Consider the following 14,222-nt stretch of genomic DNA (forward strand, 5'->3'; position numbering starts at 1 on the left):
CGCCCATGCGCACGAAGCTCGCCCTCTCCCTGACACTCGCCGCGGGCCTGATGGGCCTGGCGCCCCCCGCCCACGCCGCACCGGCCGACCCGCCCCGGCCGGGCCGACTCGACGTGCTGTTCGTCGGCGCGCACCCGGACGACGAATCGTTCAACCTCTCCACGTACGGGCAGTGGCACGAGAAGGCGCACGTGAAGACCGGGGTGCTGACCATCACCCGAGGTGAGGGCGGCGGCAACGCCGTCGGCACCGAGGAAGGCCCGGCGCTCGGCCTGCTCCGCGAAGGCGAGGAACGCGCCGCCGTCGCCAAGGCGGGCATCACCGACGTCCACTACCTCGACAAGGTCGACTTCTACTACACCGTCAGCGACCGCCTCACCCGCGACGTCTGGGACCACGAGTCGACGCTCGCCAAGGTCGTCCGGCTCGTCCGCGAGACGCGCCCCAAGGTCATCACGACCATGACGCCGTCCCCCATCCCCGGCCAGCACGGCAACCACCAGGAGGCCGGGCGCCTGGCCGTCGAGGCCTACTACCTCGCGGCCGACCCGAAGGCCTTCCCCGAACAGCTCACCAAGGAGCACCTCAGGCCCTGGCGCGCCGCCCGCCTGCTCCACCAGGAACACCTCGTCAAGAGCGGCACCGGCGCCTCCTGCGAGACGACGTTCACGCCCACCGACCCCAGCGCCGACGTCTACGGCGTCTGGGACGGCCGCGCCTCCGCGAGCGGCAAGACCTGGGCGCAGATCGAGGCCGAGGCCGGGCGCCTCTACGCCAGCCAGGGCTGGGCACACAACCCTGACGCCCCCGGCGACCCGAACAAGATCGGCTGTGACTACTTCACGCTGGTCGACAGCCGGGTGCCGTTCACCCGCGGGAACCACGATCCGCTCGCCGCGCTCGAAGGCGCGACCTACCCTGCCAAGGGCGGCCTTCCCCTCGGCACCGAGTTCTCCCTGACCACCAGCCGCTTCGGCGTCGCCCCCGGCGAGCCGTTCACCGTCACCGCGCACGCCTCGGTGCCCGGCCGCGTCGCGCTGTCCGTGCCCGCCGGCTGGACCGTCACGGGATCGGGCGCCCTGCGTCACGGCGCCGCGACGTTCACCGTCACCGCCGCGGGCAAGGCCGGCCGCGTCCGGCTCGGCGCGACGCTGGCCGGCGCACACGGCACCGGCACCACCGGCCGCGCCGTCGAGGTCGAACCCGCCGTCACCGGCCGCCAGCAGCCGCTGCCCCGCGTCTCCGACTTCGACGCCTGGGCGGCCGAGACCGGCGCCCCGCAACTGTCCGACCGGGTCAAGCGGGTCCTCACCCTCGCCTCCGGCGGCTCCCGCCAGGTCCGCGTCGACCTCGCCGACACCACGAAGGAGGCCCAGAAGGGCTCCGTCGCCCTCAACCTGCCGAAGGGCTTCGCCGCCGACGCCGCGTCCAAGCCGTACACCCTCGCCGCCGGCGCGACCGGCTCGGTGACCTTCACCGTGCGCGACACCGACACGTCACTGCCGACCTCCAACCAGGGCGGCAGCGGCGGCGACTACGACTACACCATCACGACCACGTCCTCCGGCTCCCCCGACGTCGCGACCGCCACGCTCGAACTGGTTCCGGCCACCACCGTCCCGCACGCGGCCAAGGAGCCCACGGTCGACGGCGCGGAGTCCGCCGCCGAGTACCCCGGCCCCACCCTGAACCTCTCCCGGCTCTGGGAGGGCACCGCCTGCGAGTCCGCCGCCGACTGCGCCGCCACCGGCAAGGTCGCCTGGTACGACGACGCCCTGTACGTCCTCGTCCACGTCACCGACGACAAGCAGGGCAGCGTCCTCGACCCCGCCGACTGCAAACGGCACTGGCGGACCGACTCCGTCGAGATCTCCCTCGACCCGCGCGGCGACGCCGAGAACACCTCCACCACCTTCAAGACCGGCATCCTGCCCACCACCACGAGCGGGACGCCCTGCTTCGAACGCGATGCCGACAACCGCCAGGGCCCCGGCACGCAGACCGCCCCCGGTATGCGGGTCGCCTCGACCGTCAGCAAGCCCTACACCGGATACACCGTCGAAACGAAGATCCCGCTCGCCGACCTGCCCGCCGCCGTCGACCCGTCCCGGCTCGGCCTCGACATCTTCGTCTACGACTCCGACACCACCGACAAGACCGGCCAGACCCGCATCGGCTGGTCCACCTGGGGCGGCGTCCAGGGCGACCCGTACCGCTGGGGCCTGGCCACCCTCCCCGGCTACACCCCGCCGTCCGGCCGGCCCACCACCGCACCGCCCCCGGTGATCTCCAAGACCGCGGCGCTGTCCGTCAACTCGCCCCAGTCGATCCTGCAGGCCGCCACCATCGGCGTCCCCCTCGCCGCCGGACCGGCCGCACCCCGATCCGACACCGCCCGCGTCGTCGGACGGCCCACGGTGAACGGCGGCGCCGTCACCTTCCGGCTCCGGGCCACCGGCCCCGGCACCGCGTACGCCTATGTCTGGAACGGAAAGATCCTCGGTGAGAAGAAGGTGGCCTTCACCGAGGCGGGGACCCGCACCCTGACGGTCCCCGGCGCCGACGGCACGCTCAGCGTGGCCTTCGACGCCCAGGCGGGCGGCACCGCGAGCACCGCCGTACGCCTGCGCTGACGAGAACGACGAAGCGCCCAGGTCCCGCCGGCAAGGGACGTGGGCGCTTCGTTCGTACGATCAGCGGCGGCGTCGGCGCAGCAGCAGGCGGATCGCGACGGTCGTCACCACGACACCGGCGCCGAGCAGGACCGGCCCGGTCAGCGGGCTGCGCGGCCGATCCCGGGTCTCCTTGCGGGCGATCGCGCCGATGTCCTCGGCGACGCGCCCGGCCTCCTCCTTGACCTTCGCCATGCCACGCTGCGCGGCGTTCTTGGGGCTCAGCCGGTCGGCGAGCTCGTCGATGCTGCGCGCCAGCTCCTCGCGCGTCTGCTCGATGTCCCGCTCAATCGCCGCTGGATCGCGGGCTCTGTCGGCCATGAGGTTTCCTTCCTGCGGTCGTGATCGAATCGGCGGCATGACCCCCGGACAAGTCTGTCAGGTACGACCGCCGTACATCGCCTCCTGGCCACTTGTACCCCGATCACGCGCCGTATGCTGCGACACGGGTACGGTGGGACTCAGCTCGATCGGAAAGGTGATCCAGTGACGGAGCAACGACTGCAGCCCGGAGACGTGGCCCCGGAGTTCACGCTTCCCGACGCCGACGGCAACCCGGTGTCGCTGTCGTCGTACCGCGGCCGACGCGTGATCGTCTACTTCTACCCGGCGGCCATGACGCCCGGCTGCACCAAGGAGGCCGTCGGCTTCCGCGACGCCCTCCCCGCGCTGGAGGAGGCGAGTGTGGCCGTGCTCGGCGTCTCCCCCGACGAGCCCACCAAGCTCGCGAAGTTCCGCGACCGCGACGAGCTGACCTTTCCGCTGCTGTCCGACCCCGAGACCAAGGTCCTGCAGACGTACGGCGCCTACGGCGAGAAGAAGCTGTACGGCAAGACCATGGTCGGCGTCATCCGGTCGACGTTCGTCGTCGACCCCGACGGCAGGATCGAGAAGGCCTTCTACAACGTGAAGGCCACCGGCCACGTCGAACGCATCCTCAAGGAACTCGGCCTCTGACCCGACCGCCGCAAGACTGTCCGACCCTGGCGCTATCTTCGCCCCAATCGACAGTTTCCATTTCTGCCGTCAAGCGTGGGACAAGGAAAGCCGGCAGCGCGCAACCTGACGCCCGATCAGGTTTTCGCCGGAAATCCTGCGAACGTATGCCGGTAGAATGAACGGCAAGAAGAGCAAGGGGCCGTAGCCCAACCGGCCGAGGCACACGGTTTAGGTCCGTGACAGTGTGGGTTCGAGTCCCACCGGCCCCACAATGTGATGTCTCAGGACATCGGAAACCCTCCGAACCCACGGTTCGGAGGGTTTTTCATCGTCACATGCGGGGCTTCAGGGCGTGCGGTCTGCGGACGGCATTCAGGGTTTGCGGGCGACGCCGGCGTACATCCAGCGGGTGCCGTCTCCGGTGCCGGGGTCGGGCCGCCACTGGGGCACCCACACCACACCGGGCTCCAGCAGGTCGAAGCCGTCGAAGAGGGCCTCGACCTCCTTCTGGGTCCGGCTCCGCAGGCGGGCGGTGGCGTTCTTCCACGCGCTCACGGCCTTGTCGCCCGTCTCCGGGTGCCCTTCGGTCGTGCTGTGCGACATGATCAGGAGGCTGCCGGGGGCCATGACCTCGCGGAACGCCTTGATCGCGTCGCGTATCTCGTCGTCGGTGGCGAAGTGCAGCACCGCCAGCATCAGCACGGCGACCGGCTCGTCGAAGTCGATCAGTGACCGCGTCTTCGGGTGCTCGAGGATGGCGGCCGGTTCGCGGAAGTCGGCCTGGATCACGATGGTGGTCTCGGACGGCGGCAGCAGCGCCCGGGCGTGGACGAGCACGATCGGGTCGTTGTCGACGTAGACGACGCGGGCGTCCGGGGCGAGCGACTGGGCCGCCTCGTGCACGTTGCCCTGGGTGGGGAGCCCGGTGCCGAGGTCGAGGAACTGCCGGATGCCGCTCTCGACGGCGAGGCGCACGGCCCGGCCGAGGAACGCGCGGTTCTCGCGGGCGGCGCGGGGGATGTCGGGCCCGGCCTCCATCGCGATCTCGGCCGCCGCCCGGTCGGCGGCGTAGTTGTCCTTGCCGCCGAGGAAGACGTCGTAGATCCGGGCCGGGCTCGGCGTCCGGACGTCGATGCCCGGTGGGGCCTGTTCCTCGCCCCGGTCCGTCCCGCTCGCCGCCGGGTCCGTTCCGTTCGTCACGGCCGCCACCCCCTCATCGGTCGCCGATCGACTCTGGTCGACTCGTAGAGATCATCGTACTGATCGGTATCCGTGGTGGCGCCGCATGCGGACATCCCGTACGCCGCCGGCGACCTCCGCGCCTGCCATCCGCTCGGCCGGAGACGTGAAAGGCGGGCCCGGCGTCGTGCTCGCCGGGCCCGCCGTCTCATTCGCCTAGAAGGCACCGGTTCCGTTGGGGGTGCCCAGGCCGGTGGGGCCGTCCCAGCCGGTGCGGGCCTTGCACAGCTGCGAGGTGGAGCAGCTGCCGTTGCTGCCCGAGGTCACGTCGAACAGCGAACTGGAGTGCGAGTAGGGGTAGTTGTTGTCGATGCTCGCGGCGTTGCCGGCCGCGCCGTACACGCCGCCGATGACGGGCGCCGCGACGCTGGTGCCGCCGAAGACCATCCAGCCGCTCTGGCCCTGGTAGGCGGTGCTGTCGTAGACGGCGACGCCGGTGTTCGGGTCGGCGACCGCGGAGACGTCGGCGACGGCGCGGCGGGAGCAGCCCGTTCCGACGCCGGACTGGCCGGACAGTGCGGTGTTGTAGGACGAGCAGCCGCTGCCCGCGCCGCTCCAGGCGGTCTCGGTCCAGCCGCGGGTGTTGCTCGCGGTCTTCAAGGAGGTGCCGCCGACGGCCGTGACGTAGTGCGAGGAGGCCGGGTACTCGACGCCGTAGCCGCTGTCACCCGAGCTGACGGTGATCGCCTTGCCGGGGTGGTTGTAGTACGTGCCGTAGGTGGAGTCCGACGCGTCGGAGCCGCCGTAGCTGTTGCTGATGACGTTGGCGAGGCCGGCCGCGGTGTTCTCGGCGGTGCCGAGGTTGGCGAACGACGCGGAGGTCGCCTCCACGAGCACGATCTTGCAGTTGGGGCAGACGGCGGAGACCATGTCGAGGTCGAGGGAGATCTCCTGCGCCCAGCCGCCGTCCGTGCTCGGGTATGACGTGCCGCCGGTCTGGTTGACCTTCTTGAAGCAGCCGTTGGCGGTCGTGCACGCGGGGAGCCCGTACTGGCTCCGGTAGACGCCCAGGTCGGCCTCTGCCGTGGGGGCGTTGTAGGCGTCGACGATGGCGACGGTCTGGCCGGAGCCGCCACTGGCCGACAGCTTGTAGGCGCTTTGCAGGTTGGCCGGCGACAGGCCGGACGGGGCCGCGGCCGCGCGCCGTACGGCGGCGGCGCTGGTGGCGACGTCACCGCGGACGAGCGCGTTACAGCTCGCCCGGCCCGCTCCCGGCGTGGAGCAGGCGTGGTGGAACGGGTGTTGGACCACGGGCGCCGCCGCGACGGTCGCGCTCGTGGCGGCGGCCGGGGCGGCGGAGGCCGGGCTGGACAGGAAGGGGACCAGGGCGAGGATCAGCCCACCCGCAAGGGTCCCTGCTGTGCGTCGTCGCATGTGCTCTCCTCAGAGCCGGCGGGGGGAACGACGCCCAGATCCTCACATGCGTCTCGACAACACCAAAAGGGCCTAGTTTGGTCGCTTTTTCGGCAATACCTGCCAAATCTGTAAAAAACAATGACAATAACGGTGTGCGTCAATACATCTATCTGAAATGTCAAGGAGGTGACGGTAAAACTCCGGCAAAGTCGCCCTGAGCTCGAGGCGCGGCCGTGCCCGTCGAGCCGGCCGCGCCTCGTGCTGGAACGAGCGTCAGACGATCGCGGTCACCTCGACCTCGAGCAGGGCGCCGGGAACGAACAGGCGGGACACCTCGACGGTCGTACTGGCGGAGGGGGCGCAGGATCGCGGGCAGTTCCCGCCCTGAGGACACGTTGATCAGCGCGACGCCGCACCCCGGGTTCCGGCCGCGGATCACCTACGTCGTGGGCGAGTGGATCGCCAAGCAGGGGCTGGTGGCGGCGGGCCTGGGCGTGACGCTCATCCCGTCGCTGGCGGCGGGGGCGGCGCGGCCGGACATCGTCGTGGTGCCGCTGCATCCCGATGACTCCCCGGTGCGCCGGGTGTACGCCGCGACCCCCGCCGGCGTCACGGCTCCCCCCGCGCTGACGGCGTTCCTCGGCTTCCTCGACGAGGCGGTGGCGGGGCTGCGCCGGCGGAGTATTTCCTACATATCCGGTTGACTTTGTCCGTATTCTCGCCGACCATGGCAGCGTGAGTCCTGGTCAGCTTCTCGTGGTGCGCCTGCACGTCGATCTGCGACGGCAGGCCAGCGCGCTGTGTGCGCCGAAGCACTGAGTCCTCTCGCCGGCGACCGCGTCGGCTGCCATGAGCGCCCCCCGCGCTCCGACATCGACAGCTCACCACACGAAGGTCACCCATCCCATGTCCTCACCCGCCCTGGATCTGGGGCAGGCGCACCGGGCTGCCCGGCGGCGGGCACGCGTCCCGCGGGCCCCGGGACTGCCGCGCCTCATCAGTCCGATCGTCCTCGTCCTGCTCTGGCAGGCCGCCGGCTCGTCCGGTCTGCTCCCCGAACACCTCATCGCCGCACCGGTGAAGATCGCACGTACGGCCGTCGACCTGACCGAGGCCGGGACCCTCCCGGACGCGATCATCGTCTCCCTGCAGCGCGTCGCCGTCGGCTTCCTCATCGGCGCGGTGGCGGGCGTGGCGCTCGCACTCGCCGCCGGGCTCAGCCGGCTCGGCGAGAACGCCATCGACCCGCCGATGCAGATGCTGCGGGCCCTGCCGTTCTACGGCCTGATCCCGCTGTTCATCCTGTGGTTCGGGATCGGCGAGACGCCGAAGATCGCGCTTGTCGCCCTCGGCGTCGCCTTCCCGCTCTACCTCAACACCTACGCCGGAATCCGCGCCGTCGACGGCAGGCTCGTCGAGGCCGGCCGGGTGCTGAGGCTCGGCAGGACCGCGCTCATCCGGCACGTCATCCTGCCCGCCGCGCTCCCCCAGGCGCTGGTCGGGCTGCGGCAGAGCCTCGGCATCGCCTGGCTGGCGCTCATCGTCGCCGAGCAGGTCAACGCGGACGCCGGACTCGGCTGGATGATCAACGATGCCCGGGAGTTCATGCGCACCGACGTGATCGTCGTCGGGCTCGTCGTCTACAGCGTTCTCGGCCTGCTCACCGACGCCCTCGTACGGCTCATCGAGAGGAGGGCACTGGTATGGCGGCAAGCCTTCCAACCCGCGTGACCGGATCCGTGGAGACCCGCGCGGCGGCGACCGCCCGTGTCGCGAGCGTCCGTGGCCTCACCCGCGTCTTCGGTGACCGCACCGTGATCGACGGTCTCGACATCGACATCGAGCGCGGCGAGTTCGTCGCGCTGCTGGGACGCAGCGGATCGGGCAAGTCGACGCTGCTGCGCGCGCTGGCCGGCCTCGACCGGGACGCGACCGGCAATCTGACCGTCGACGGGACCGTCGCGGTCGCCTTCCAGGAGCCACGGCTGCTGCCGTGGAAACGCGTGATCGACAATGTGGCGCTGGGGCTGGACCGGCCGAGGGCCGAGGCGCGGCAGGCCCTGGAGGAGGTCGGGCTGGGCGGGCTCGCCACGGCGTGGCCGCTCACGCTCTCCGGCGGGGAGGCACAGCGCGCCTCGCTGGCGCGCGCCCTGGTCCGCGAACCCGACCTGCTGCTGCTCGACGAACCGTTCAGCGCGCTGGACGCGCTCACGCGGATCACCATGCACCGGCTCGTGCTCGACCTGTGGACGAGACACGGCCGGAAGGAGGAGGACGCGGCCGGGCGCGGAGGCCTGAGCGTGCTCCTCGTCACCCATGACGTCGACGAGGCGCTGCGGCTCGCCGACCGCGTGCTCGTCCTGGGCGAGGGCCGCATCGCGTACGAGACGCGGGTCGACGCCCCGCGCCCGCGTTCCGCCGGGGATCTGATCGGGCTGCGCACCGACCTCCTCGAACAGCTCGGAGTCAACGAGGAGGACCGATGAAGAGGCTCGTCACCGTGCTCGCCGCCGCCGTCGTGGCCGTGGCCGGCTGCGGGAGCTCGGGGAGCGGCGCGGACACCGCGATCCGCAAGGACGGCTCGGTCGACCTGGGCAAGGTGACCCTGCACGTCGGGGACCAGAAGGCCGGAGTGCAGGTGATGCTGCAGGCCGCCCACGAGCTGTCCGGCGTGAAGTACAAGATCGCCTGGTCGCAGTTCACCTCCGGGCCCCCGCTGCTCGAGGCGGCGGGCGCCGGCGCGATCGACGTCGGCGGTGTCGGGAACACGCCTCCGATCTTCGCCGCCGCGGCGGGCTCGAAGATCACCGCGATCGGCGCGGGCGCCCAGGACGTCAGGGCCCAGGCGGTCCTCGTGCCGAAGAACTCCCCGATCCGTACGATCCAGGATCTCAAGGGCAAGAGGATCGCGCTCGCCAAGGGCAGCTCCGCGCACGCGCTGCTGCTGGGCGTACTGAAGAAGGCGGGCCTGGGCTTCGCCGACATCCAGCCGCAGTACCTGCAGCCCGCCGACGCCCTCTCGGCGTTCAGCGCGGGCAAGGTCGACGCCTGGTCGATCTGGGATCCGTACCAGGCGCAGGCCCAGGCGCAGACCGGTGCCCGCACCCTCGTGAGCGGCGACGGCTTCACCAGCAACTACAACTTCACCGTCGCCTCGGCCAAGGCGCTGAAGGACAAGGCCAAGGTCGCGGCGCTGCGTGACTACCTGGCCCGAGTGAACCGGGCGTACATCTGGACCGCCACCCACCAGAAGGAGTGGGCGCAGACGTGGTCGCGGGAGATCGGGCTGGCCCTGCCGGTGGCCGAGGTCGCCGTCGGGCGGCGCGTCACCAGGCCCGTACGACTCGACGCGACCGTCATCGGCGCCGAGCAGGCCCTCGCCGACGCGTTCGCCGACGCGAAGCTGCTCCCCGGCCGGGTGAAGTTCACCGACTTCGTCGACCCCCGCTTCAACGACACCGTCCCTGGAGGATCATCGTGACCGCGTTCCACTGGTTCCTGCCCACCAGCGGCGACGGCCGCACCCTCGTCGGGGGCGGTCACGGGGCCGGCATACGCGGCGTGCAGCGCGAGCCCGACATCGAGTACCTCGCGCAGATCGCCCGTACCGCCGAGCAGCTCGGATTCGAGGGCGTGCTGACGCCGACCGGCACCGGCTGCGAGGACGCGTGGCTGACCACGGCGGCGCTGACCCGCGAGACCGAACGGCTGAAGTTCCTCGTCGCCTTCCGCCCGGGCCTGCTGTCTCCGACACTCGCCGCGCAGATGGCCGCGACGTACCAGCGGCTGTCCCGCGGGCGGCTGCTGCTCAACATCGTCACCGGCGGGGAGACGGCCGAGCAGGCGCGCTTCGGCGACCACCTCGGCCACGACGAACGCTACGCGCGCACCGACGAGTTCCTGTCCATCCTGCGGGGGGCGTGGAGCGGCACGCCGTTCGACTTCGCGGGCGCCTACTACGACGTCGAGGCCGCCACCGTACGGGAGGCTCCTGACCCGGTGCCCGAGCTGTACTTCGGCGGGTCGTCCGGCGCCGCGGGTCCCGTCGCGGCACGGCACGCGGACGTCTACCTCACGTGGGGAGAGCCGCCCGAGCAGGTACGCAGGAAGATCGAGTGGGTCCGGGAGCTCGCTGGCGAGCAGAAACGGACCCTCCGGTTCGGCATCCGCCTGCACGTCGTGACCCGCGACTCGGCCAAGGATGCCTGGGCGGCCGCGAACCGGCTTCTCGACGACCTCGACCCGGCCGAGATCGCCGCCGCCCAGAAGGGGCTCGCGCGCAGCGAGTCGGTCGGCCAGCAGCGGATGCGCGCCCTGCACGAAAGCTTCCGCGACGGAGGGTCGAGCCACGGCCTGGAGATCTACCCGAACCTGTGGGCGGGCGTCGGTCTCATCCGCGGCGGGGCCGGCACCGCGCTGGTCGGCAGCCACGCCCAGGTCGCCGAGCGGATCGAGGAGTACGCCGCGCTCGGCATCGACGAGTTCATCCTCTCCGGCTACCCGCACCTGGAAGAGGCGTACTGGTTCGGCGAGGGTGTCCTGCCCGAGCTCGCCCGGCGAGGCCTGCTGAGGGCCGCATGAGCGCGCCGCAGGAACGCAGCACGGTTCCCACGCGGCTCGGCACGCGCGTCGTCGCGCTGGTCGGCAACCCGCGCCCGGCGTCGCGCACCCACGCCATCGCCGCCCGTGCCGCCCGGGCGATCGCGCCGGGCGCCACACCGGAGACGGTGGACCTGACCGAGTTCGCGGACCGGCTCTTCAGCCAGGACCCGTCCCCACTTCTGGACGAGGCGGTGTCGCGGGTGGCGTCCGCGGACCTTCTCGTGGTGGCCAGCCCGACGTACAAGGGCACCTACACCGGCCTGCTCAAGGCGTTCCTCGACCGGGTGCCGTCGTTGGCCGGCGTGACGGCGCTGCCCCTGCTGGTGATGGGTTCGCCCCGGCACGCTCTCGCGGTCGAGGTCCACCTGCGGCCGCTTCTCGTCGAACTCGGCGCGAGCGTCCCCACACCCGGCCTCGCCATCGTCGAGGCCGACATCGACCGCCTGGACGACGTCCTGGCCGAATGGGCCGCCACCGTACGGCTCCCCGAAGCCGTCTGGTGACCCCGGCGTCAGCGAAAACGGAGGCGACAGGTGATGGGCACACGCGTGAGACAGACACCGGTGGTGGACGGGGAGCGCTTCCGTCAGGCGCTGGGCCGGCACGCGGCCGGGGTGGTCGTGGTGACCGGCCCGGGGCTCGTGGGGCTCACGGCCACATCGTTCACCTCCGTCAGCCTCGATCCCCCTCTCGTGTCGTTCTGCGTCGCACGCACGTCGACGACCTGGCCCGACCTTCGCAAGGCCGCGACGTTCGCGGTGAACGTGCTCGCCACCGACCAGGCGGAGATCGCGTCCCGGTTCAGCGTGCGGGGCATCGATCGCTTCGGGCCGCCCACGTCATGGCGTCCGGGGCCGGGTGAGGTGCCGATCCTCGACGGGACGGCGGCGCACCTGCTGTGCGAGCCGTACGACACGATCGCGATGGGAGACCACTGGCTGGTCGTCGGTCTGGTCGTCGACACCGGCCTCGGCTCACCGGCCGTTCCTCTTCTCTACCATCGCGGCCGGTACGGCCGGTTCAACCCGCACTCCGGGTGATCGGTGACGACGCGAGCGTGACAGCGGGTTTCACGGAAAGTTTCGGCCATGGCCGGTTCCGTGAAAACGTCGTCACGCTGCGTCGTTCGCCGTATGGTAGAGGCCACCTGCCGACGTGACGCGGGAGGAGGCACATGGAGCCCTGGTTCGCCCAAAGATCCGTCGGAGAGTTGCTGCCCGGAGACCATGCATGGTTCTCCTATGCCGACCGGGAGGAGCAGGACCACGTCATCGGCGCCTTCCTCCACGGCGGGCTGGCCGGATCCGACAAGGTCATCTACATCACCGACACCGGCCCGCGCGACCTGCCCGACCTGCGATCGCGTTACCGGCTCGACCCAGAGGCCTACCTGCGCAGCGGGCAGTTGGCCATCCTGCCCCAGGCGGAGACCTGCCTGACCCGTGGAGTGTTCGACCCGGCGCGGATGACCGCGACCCTGCGAGAGGTCCTCGAGCGGGCGGAGTCGGAGCGCTTCCGCGGCGTCCGGGTCACCGTCGACATGACGTGGGCGTTCCAGCAGGAGAGAGGGCGTGACGGCGTGCTGGAGTGCGAGGCCCGGGTCGACGCGGCGATCTCCCCGAGTACCATGGCGATCGCGATCTGCCAGGTCGACGCGCGCTCATGCACGCCGGAGGAACTCACCGCGCTGAAGGAGAGACACGAGGTGCTCGTGGGCGCCGATCCCTACTTCGATGACGGAGTGCTGAGCATCACCCCGACCTTCCGCCCCCGCGGTCTGCGGCTCAGCGGCGAGCTGGACGGCGCGCGGCACGCCGTGTTCGCCGAGTCGCTGCGGAAGGTCGTCGACCGGAGCGGCGACGTGCATCTCGACCTCGCCGAACTGCGGTTCATCGACCTCGGCGCGCTCAGCATGATGGCGGGCACGGCCATGCACCTCGGCGCACGCGTGGTCCTCGACAATCCCTCGGCCCATCTGGCGGACATCGTCGAGCTCGTGAGCAGCCGGCTGCTGCCGTGGCTGGAGATCGGCGACGGTGAGGCCCGATGACCGGACTGATCCACCAGGTCCTGATGTACGACAACGAGAAGGACATCCTGGACACGGTCGTGCCGTTCCTCCAGGAGGGTCTCAGCGCGGGCGAGGCCGTGCTCACGGTCGGCACCGCGCCCAACCTCTCCTGCCTGCGTCAGGCGCTGGGCACCGACTCCGACTCCGTCGAATTCGCCGACTCCGCCTCCTGGTACATCCAGCCGACGCGCACCATCAACAACTACAGCTCGTTCATCGCCGAGAACGCCACCGCCCGGATCAGGGTCGTCGCCGAGCCCGGCTGGGAGACCGGGACGCCCGCCCAGATCTCCGAGTGGACCAGGTACGAGTCAATCATCAATCAGGCGTTCGCCGACGTCAGCGCGTCGGTGCTGTGCCTGTACGATCGGCGCACCACCGACCCCGAGCTGCTCGACGGGGCTCTGCGCACCCATCCTCAGCTCGTCGAGTACGCCTGCGCCCGCTGCAACGGCGCCTACCTCGACCCGGCGACCGTCAACGCGCGGGTCGACCGTGATCCGCTGCCCGCCCCGCCGCCCGGCGCCGTGCGCCTTCCGATCGACGATGACGACCTGAGCGCGTTGCGCTCATTCATCAGCGGCCACGCCCGCCATCACGGCATGTCACGGCCCCGGGTGAACGACCTGCTCGTGGCGGCGACCGAGGTGGCGACCAACGCCATCCGGCACGGCCGCCGTCCGATCAGCTGCCAGATGTGGCGGGAGGACGACGATCTGATCGTCGATGTGACCGACGCGGGTCGCTGGCTGCCGGACCCGCTTCCCGGTTTCGTCCCGCCCGACCCCTCATCGCTGTCGGGGTTCGGGCTGTGGGGGGTCCGCATGCTGTGCGCGCTGGTCCAGCTGCGCACCGGCCCCGGCGGCACGACGGTCCGCCTGCACATCCCCTGCCGTTAACCCAGCGTCGCGACGAACCGCTCCGCGTCCAGCGGCGCCATCCCGGTCTCCGCCCGCACCAGCGCGACCGCACCGGCGAAGTCCCCCGTGTCGCGGATCTGCCGCGCCCGCTCGGCGACGCTACCGGGCCCGCCGGGCCCGCCGGGCACGTACGGGCCCGGTTCCGGCAGAGGCCCGCTGCGCAGCGCGTCAACGATCTGCTTGGCCTCTTTGAGCCCGAGCCCGGTGGCCTCCCGGACCTCCTTGATCGCCGTAACCGGCTTGCCCTCCCCCAGCAGGACCCGGACCCGGGTCTGCAGCGCGGCGGGCACCGCCATCGGCGGCATGGGTGCCGCCGCTCCCGATCTCCTGACCACGTTGACGACCACGGTGACGAGCAGGACGAACAAGACCACGCCGACCGCGGCGATCAGCAGAATTACGGCACCCATGTGTGGATTCTGA

Annotated in this window: 16 protein-coding genes and 1 tRNA gene; 13 read left to right on the plus strand and 4 right to left on the minus strand. The window is 71.1% G+C overall.

The window, feature by feature from the left end; genetic code table 11:
- Nucleotides 1-5: 5 nt before the first annotated feature.
- Nucleotides 6-2,633 carry a sugar-binding protein gene (locus NE236_RS27555; RefSeq protein ID WP_252845065.1) on the plus strand — a complete coding sequence of 876 codons (2,628 nt, stop codon included), beginning with the start codon at nt 6-8 and terminating at the stop codon, nt 2,631-2,633.
- Nucleotides 2,634-2,693: 60 nt separating this feature from the next.
- On the opposite strand, the gene NE236_RS27560 is transcribed toward NE236_RS27555, so the two are convergent.
- On the minus strand, nt 2,694-2,993 hold the full coding sequence (locus NE236_RS27560; protein WP_252845066.1) for a DUF3618 domain-containing protein: 300 nt from the start codon (nt 2,991-2,993) through the stop codon (nt 2,694-2,696).
- 114 nt (nt 2,994-3,107) lie between these two features.
- On the opposite strand from NE236_RS27560, the gene bcp reads away from it, so the two are divergent.
- Complete coding sequence (gene bcp, locus NE236_RS27565; RefSeq protein ID WP_289850932.1) at nt 3,108-3,629, plus strand: thioredoxin-dependent thiol peroxidase; 522 nt, start codon at nt 3,108-3,110, stop codon at nt 3,627-3,629.
- Between the two features lie 177 nt (nt 3,630-3,806).
- A tRNA-Leu gene (locus tag NE236_RS27570) sits at nt 3,807-3,880 on the plus strand.
- A 103-nt stretch (nt 3,881-3,983) separates the two neighbouring features.
- Here NE236_RS27570 and NE236_RS27575 read toward each other — a convergent pair.
- Both NE236_RS27575 and NE236_RS27580 read right to left on the minus strand, forming a co-directional pair.
- Complete coding sequence (locus NE236_RS27575) at nt 3,984-4,811, minus strand: SAM-dependent methyltransferase (RefSeq protein WP_252845068.1); 828 nt, start codon at nt 4,809-4,811, stop codon at nt 3,984-3,986.
- 195 nt (nt 4,812-5,006) lie between these two features.
- On the minus strand, nt 5,007-6,224 hold the full coding sequence (locus tag NE236_RS27580; protein WP_252845069.1) for a S53 family peptidase: 1,218 nt from the start codon (nt 6,222-6,224) through the stop codon (nt 5,007-5,009).
- Between the two features lie 377 nt (nt 6,225-6,601).
- Here NE236_RS27580 and NE236_RS27585 point away from each other — a divergent pair, with 377 nt between their 5' ends.
- The 10 genes from NE236_RS27585 to NE236_RS27625 all read left to right on the plus strand — a co-directional run bounded on the left by NE236_RS27585 (nt 6,602) and on the right by NE236_RS27625 (nt 13,778).
- On the plus strand, nt 6,602-6,910 hold the full coding sequence (locus tag NE236_RS27585; protein ID WP_252845070.1) for a LysR substrate-binding domain-containing protein: 309 nt from the start codon (nt 6,602-6,604) through the stop codon (nt 6,908-6,910).
- Nucleotides 6,911-6,941: 31 nt separating this feature from the next.
- Entirely contained in the window at nt 6,942-7,025 is an 84-nt protein-coding gene (locus tag NE236_RS45245; RefSeq protein WP_372494447.1) for a putative leader peptide, read from the plus strand.
- Nucleotides 7,026-7,112: 87 nt separating this feature from the next.
- Complete coding sequence (locus NE236_RS27590) at nt 7,113-7,937, plus strand: ABC transporter permease (RefSeq protein WP_252845071.1); 825 nt, start codon at nt 7,113-7,115, stop codon at nt 7,935-7,937.
- A complete protein-coding gene (locus NE236_RS27595) occupies nt 7,910-8,692 on the plus strand; it encodes an ABC transporter ATP-binding protein (protein WP_289850933.1) in 783 nt (260 codons plus the stop codon). Before NE236_RS27590 ends, NE236_RS27595 begins: the two co-directional genes overlap by 28 nt.
- Nucleotides 8,689-9,687 carry an ABC transporter substrate-binding protein gene (locus tag NE236_RS27600; RefSeq protein WP_252845073.1) on the plus strand — a complete coding sequence of 333 codons (999 nt, stop codon included), beginning with the start codon at nt 8,689-8,691 and terminating at the stop codon, nt 9,685-9,687. The genes NE236_RS27595 and NE236_RS27600 overlap by 4 nt, the downstream gene beginning before the upstream one ends.
- The gene (locus tag NE236_RS27605; protein ID WP_252845123.1) at nt 9,681-10,787 is read left to right on the plus strand and encodes an LLM class flavin-dependent oxidoreductase; all 1,107 of its coding nucleotides are present in this window, start codon (nt 9,681-9,683) and stop codon (nt 10,785-10,787) included. Before NE236_RS27600 ends, NE236_RS27605 begins: the two co-directional genes overlap by 7 nt.
- The gene (locus NE236_RS27610; protein WP_252845074.1) at nt 10,784-11,311 is read left to right on the plus strand and encodes an NADPH-dependent FMN reductase; all 528 of its coding nucleotides are present in this window, start codon (nt 10,784-10,786) and stop codon (nt 11,309-11,311) included. The genes NE236_RS27605 and NE236_RS27610 overlap by 4 nt, the downstream gene beginning before the upstream one ends.
- Before the next feature lie 33 nt (nt 11,312-11,344).
- Nucleotides 11,345-11,848, plus strand: a complete 504-nt coding sequence (locus NE236_RS27615; protein WP_252845075.1) for a flavin reductase family protein — start codon at nt 11,345-11,347, stop codon at nt 11,846-11,848.
- Between the two features lie 134 nt (nt 11,849-11,982).
- Nucleotides 11,983-12,858, plus strand: a complete 876-nt coding sequence (locus NE236_RS27620) for an MEDS and STAS domain-containing protein (protein WP_252845076.1) — start codon at nt 11,983-11,985, stop codon at nt 12,856-12,858.
- Nucleotides 12,855-13,778 (plus strand): anti-sigma factor RsbA family regulatory protein, encoded by a 924-nt coding sequence (locus NE236_RS27625; protein ID WP_252845077.1) that lies wholly within the window; start codon nt 12,855-12,857, stop codon nt 13,776-13,778. The genes NE236_RS27620 and NE236_RS27625 overlap by 4 nt, the downstream gene beginning before the upstream one ends.
- Here the strand turns inward: NE236_RS27625 and NE236_RS27630 are convergent.
- Nucleotides 13,775-14,209 (minus strand): ribosomal protein L7/L12, encoded by a 435-nt coding sequence (locus tag NE236_RS27630; RefSeq protein WP_252845078.1) that lies wholly within the window; start codon nt 14,207-14,209, stop codon nt 13,775-13,777. The genes NE236_RS27625 and NE236_RS27630 overlap by 4 nt on opposite strands.
- Nucleotides 14,210-14,222: the final 13 nt, after the last annotated feature.

The organism is Actinoallomurus purpureus (assembly GCF_024055795.1).
In the GTDB taxonomy this organism is placed as follows: Bacteria; Actinomycetota; Actinomycetes; order Streptosporangiales; family Streptosporangiaceae; genus Actinoallomurus; species Actinoallomurus purpureus.

Excerpts from the sequence above, each read along its gene's own strand:
- NE236_RS27625 (WP_252845077.1), top strand. The coding sequence starts at position 12,855 with ATGACCGGACTGATCCACCAGGTCCTGATGTACGACAACGAGAAGGAC.
- NE236_RS27595 (WP_289850933.1), top strand. The coding sequence starts at position 7,910 with ATGGCGGCAAGCCTTCCAACCCGCGTGACCGGATCCGTGGAGACCCGC.
- NE236_RS27560 (WP_252845066.1), bottom strand. The coding sequence starts at position 2,993 with ATGGCCGACAGAGCCCGCGATCCAGCGGCGATTGAGCGGGACATCGAG.
- NE236_RS27610 (WP_252845074.1), top strand. The coding sequence starts at position 10,784 with ATGAGCGCGCCGCAGGAACGCAGCACGGTTCCCACGCGGCTCGGCACG.
- NE236_RS27590 (WP_252845071.1), top strand. The coding sequence starts at position 7,113 with ATGTCCTCACCCGCCCTGGATCTGGGGCAGGCGCACCGGGCTGCCCGG.
- NE236_RS27615 (WP_252845075.1), top strand. The coding sequence starts at position 11,345 with ATGGGCACACGCGTGAGACAGACACCGGTGGTGGACGGGGAGCGCTTC.
- NE236_RS27630 (WP_252845078.1), bottom strand. The coding sequence starts at position 14,209 with ATGGGTGCCGTAATTCTGCTGATCGCCGCGGTCGGCGTGGTCTTGTTC.
- bcp (WP_289850932.1), top strand. The coding sequence starts at position 3,108 with ATGCTGCGACACGGGTACGGTGGGACTCAGCTCGATCGGAAAGGTGAT.
- NE236_RS27620 (WP_252845076.1), top strand. The coding sequence starts at position 11,983 with ATGGAGCCCTGGTTCGCCCAAAGATCCGTCGGAGAGTTGCTGCCCGGA.
- NE236_RS27600 (WP_252845073.1), top strand. The coding sequence starts at position 8,689 with ATGAAGAGGCTCGTCACCGTGCTCGCCGCCGCCGTCGTGGCCGTGGCC.
- NE236_RS27580 (WP_252845069.1), bottom strand. The coding sequence starts at position 6,224 with ATGCGACGACGCACAGCAGGGACCCTTGCGGGTGGGCTGATCCTCGCC.
- NE236_RS27555 (WP_252845065.1), top strand. The coding sequence starts at position 6 with ATGCGCACGAAGCTCGCCCTCTCCCTGACACTCGCCGCGGGCCTGATG.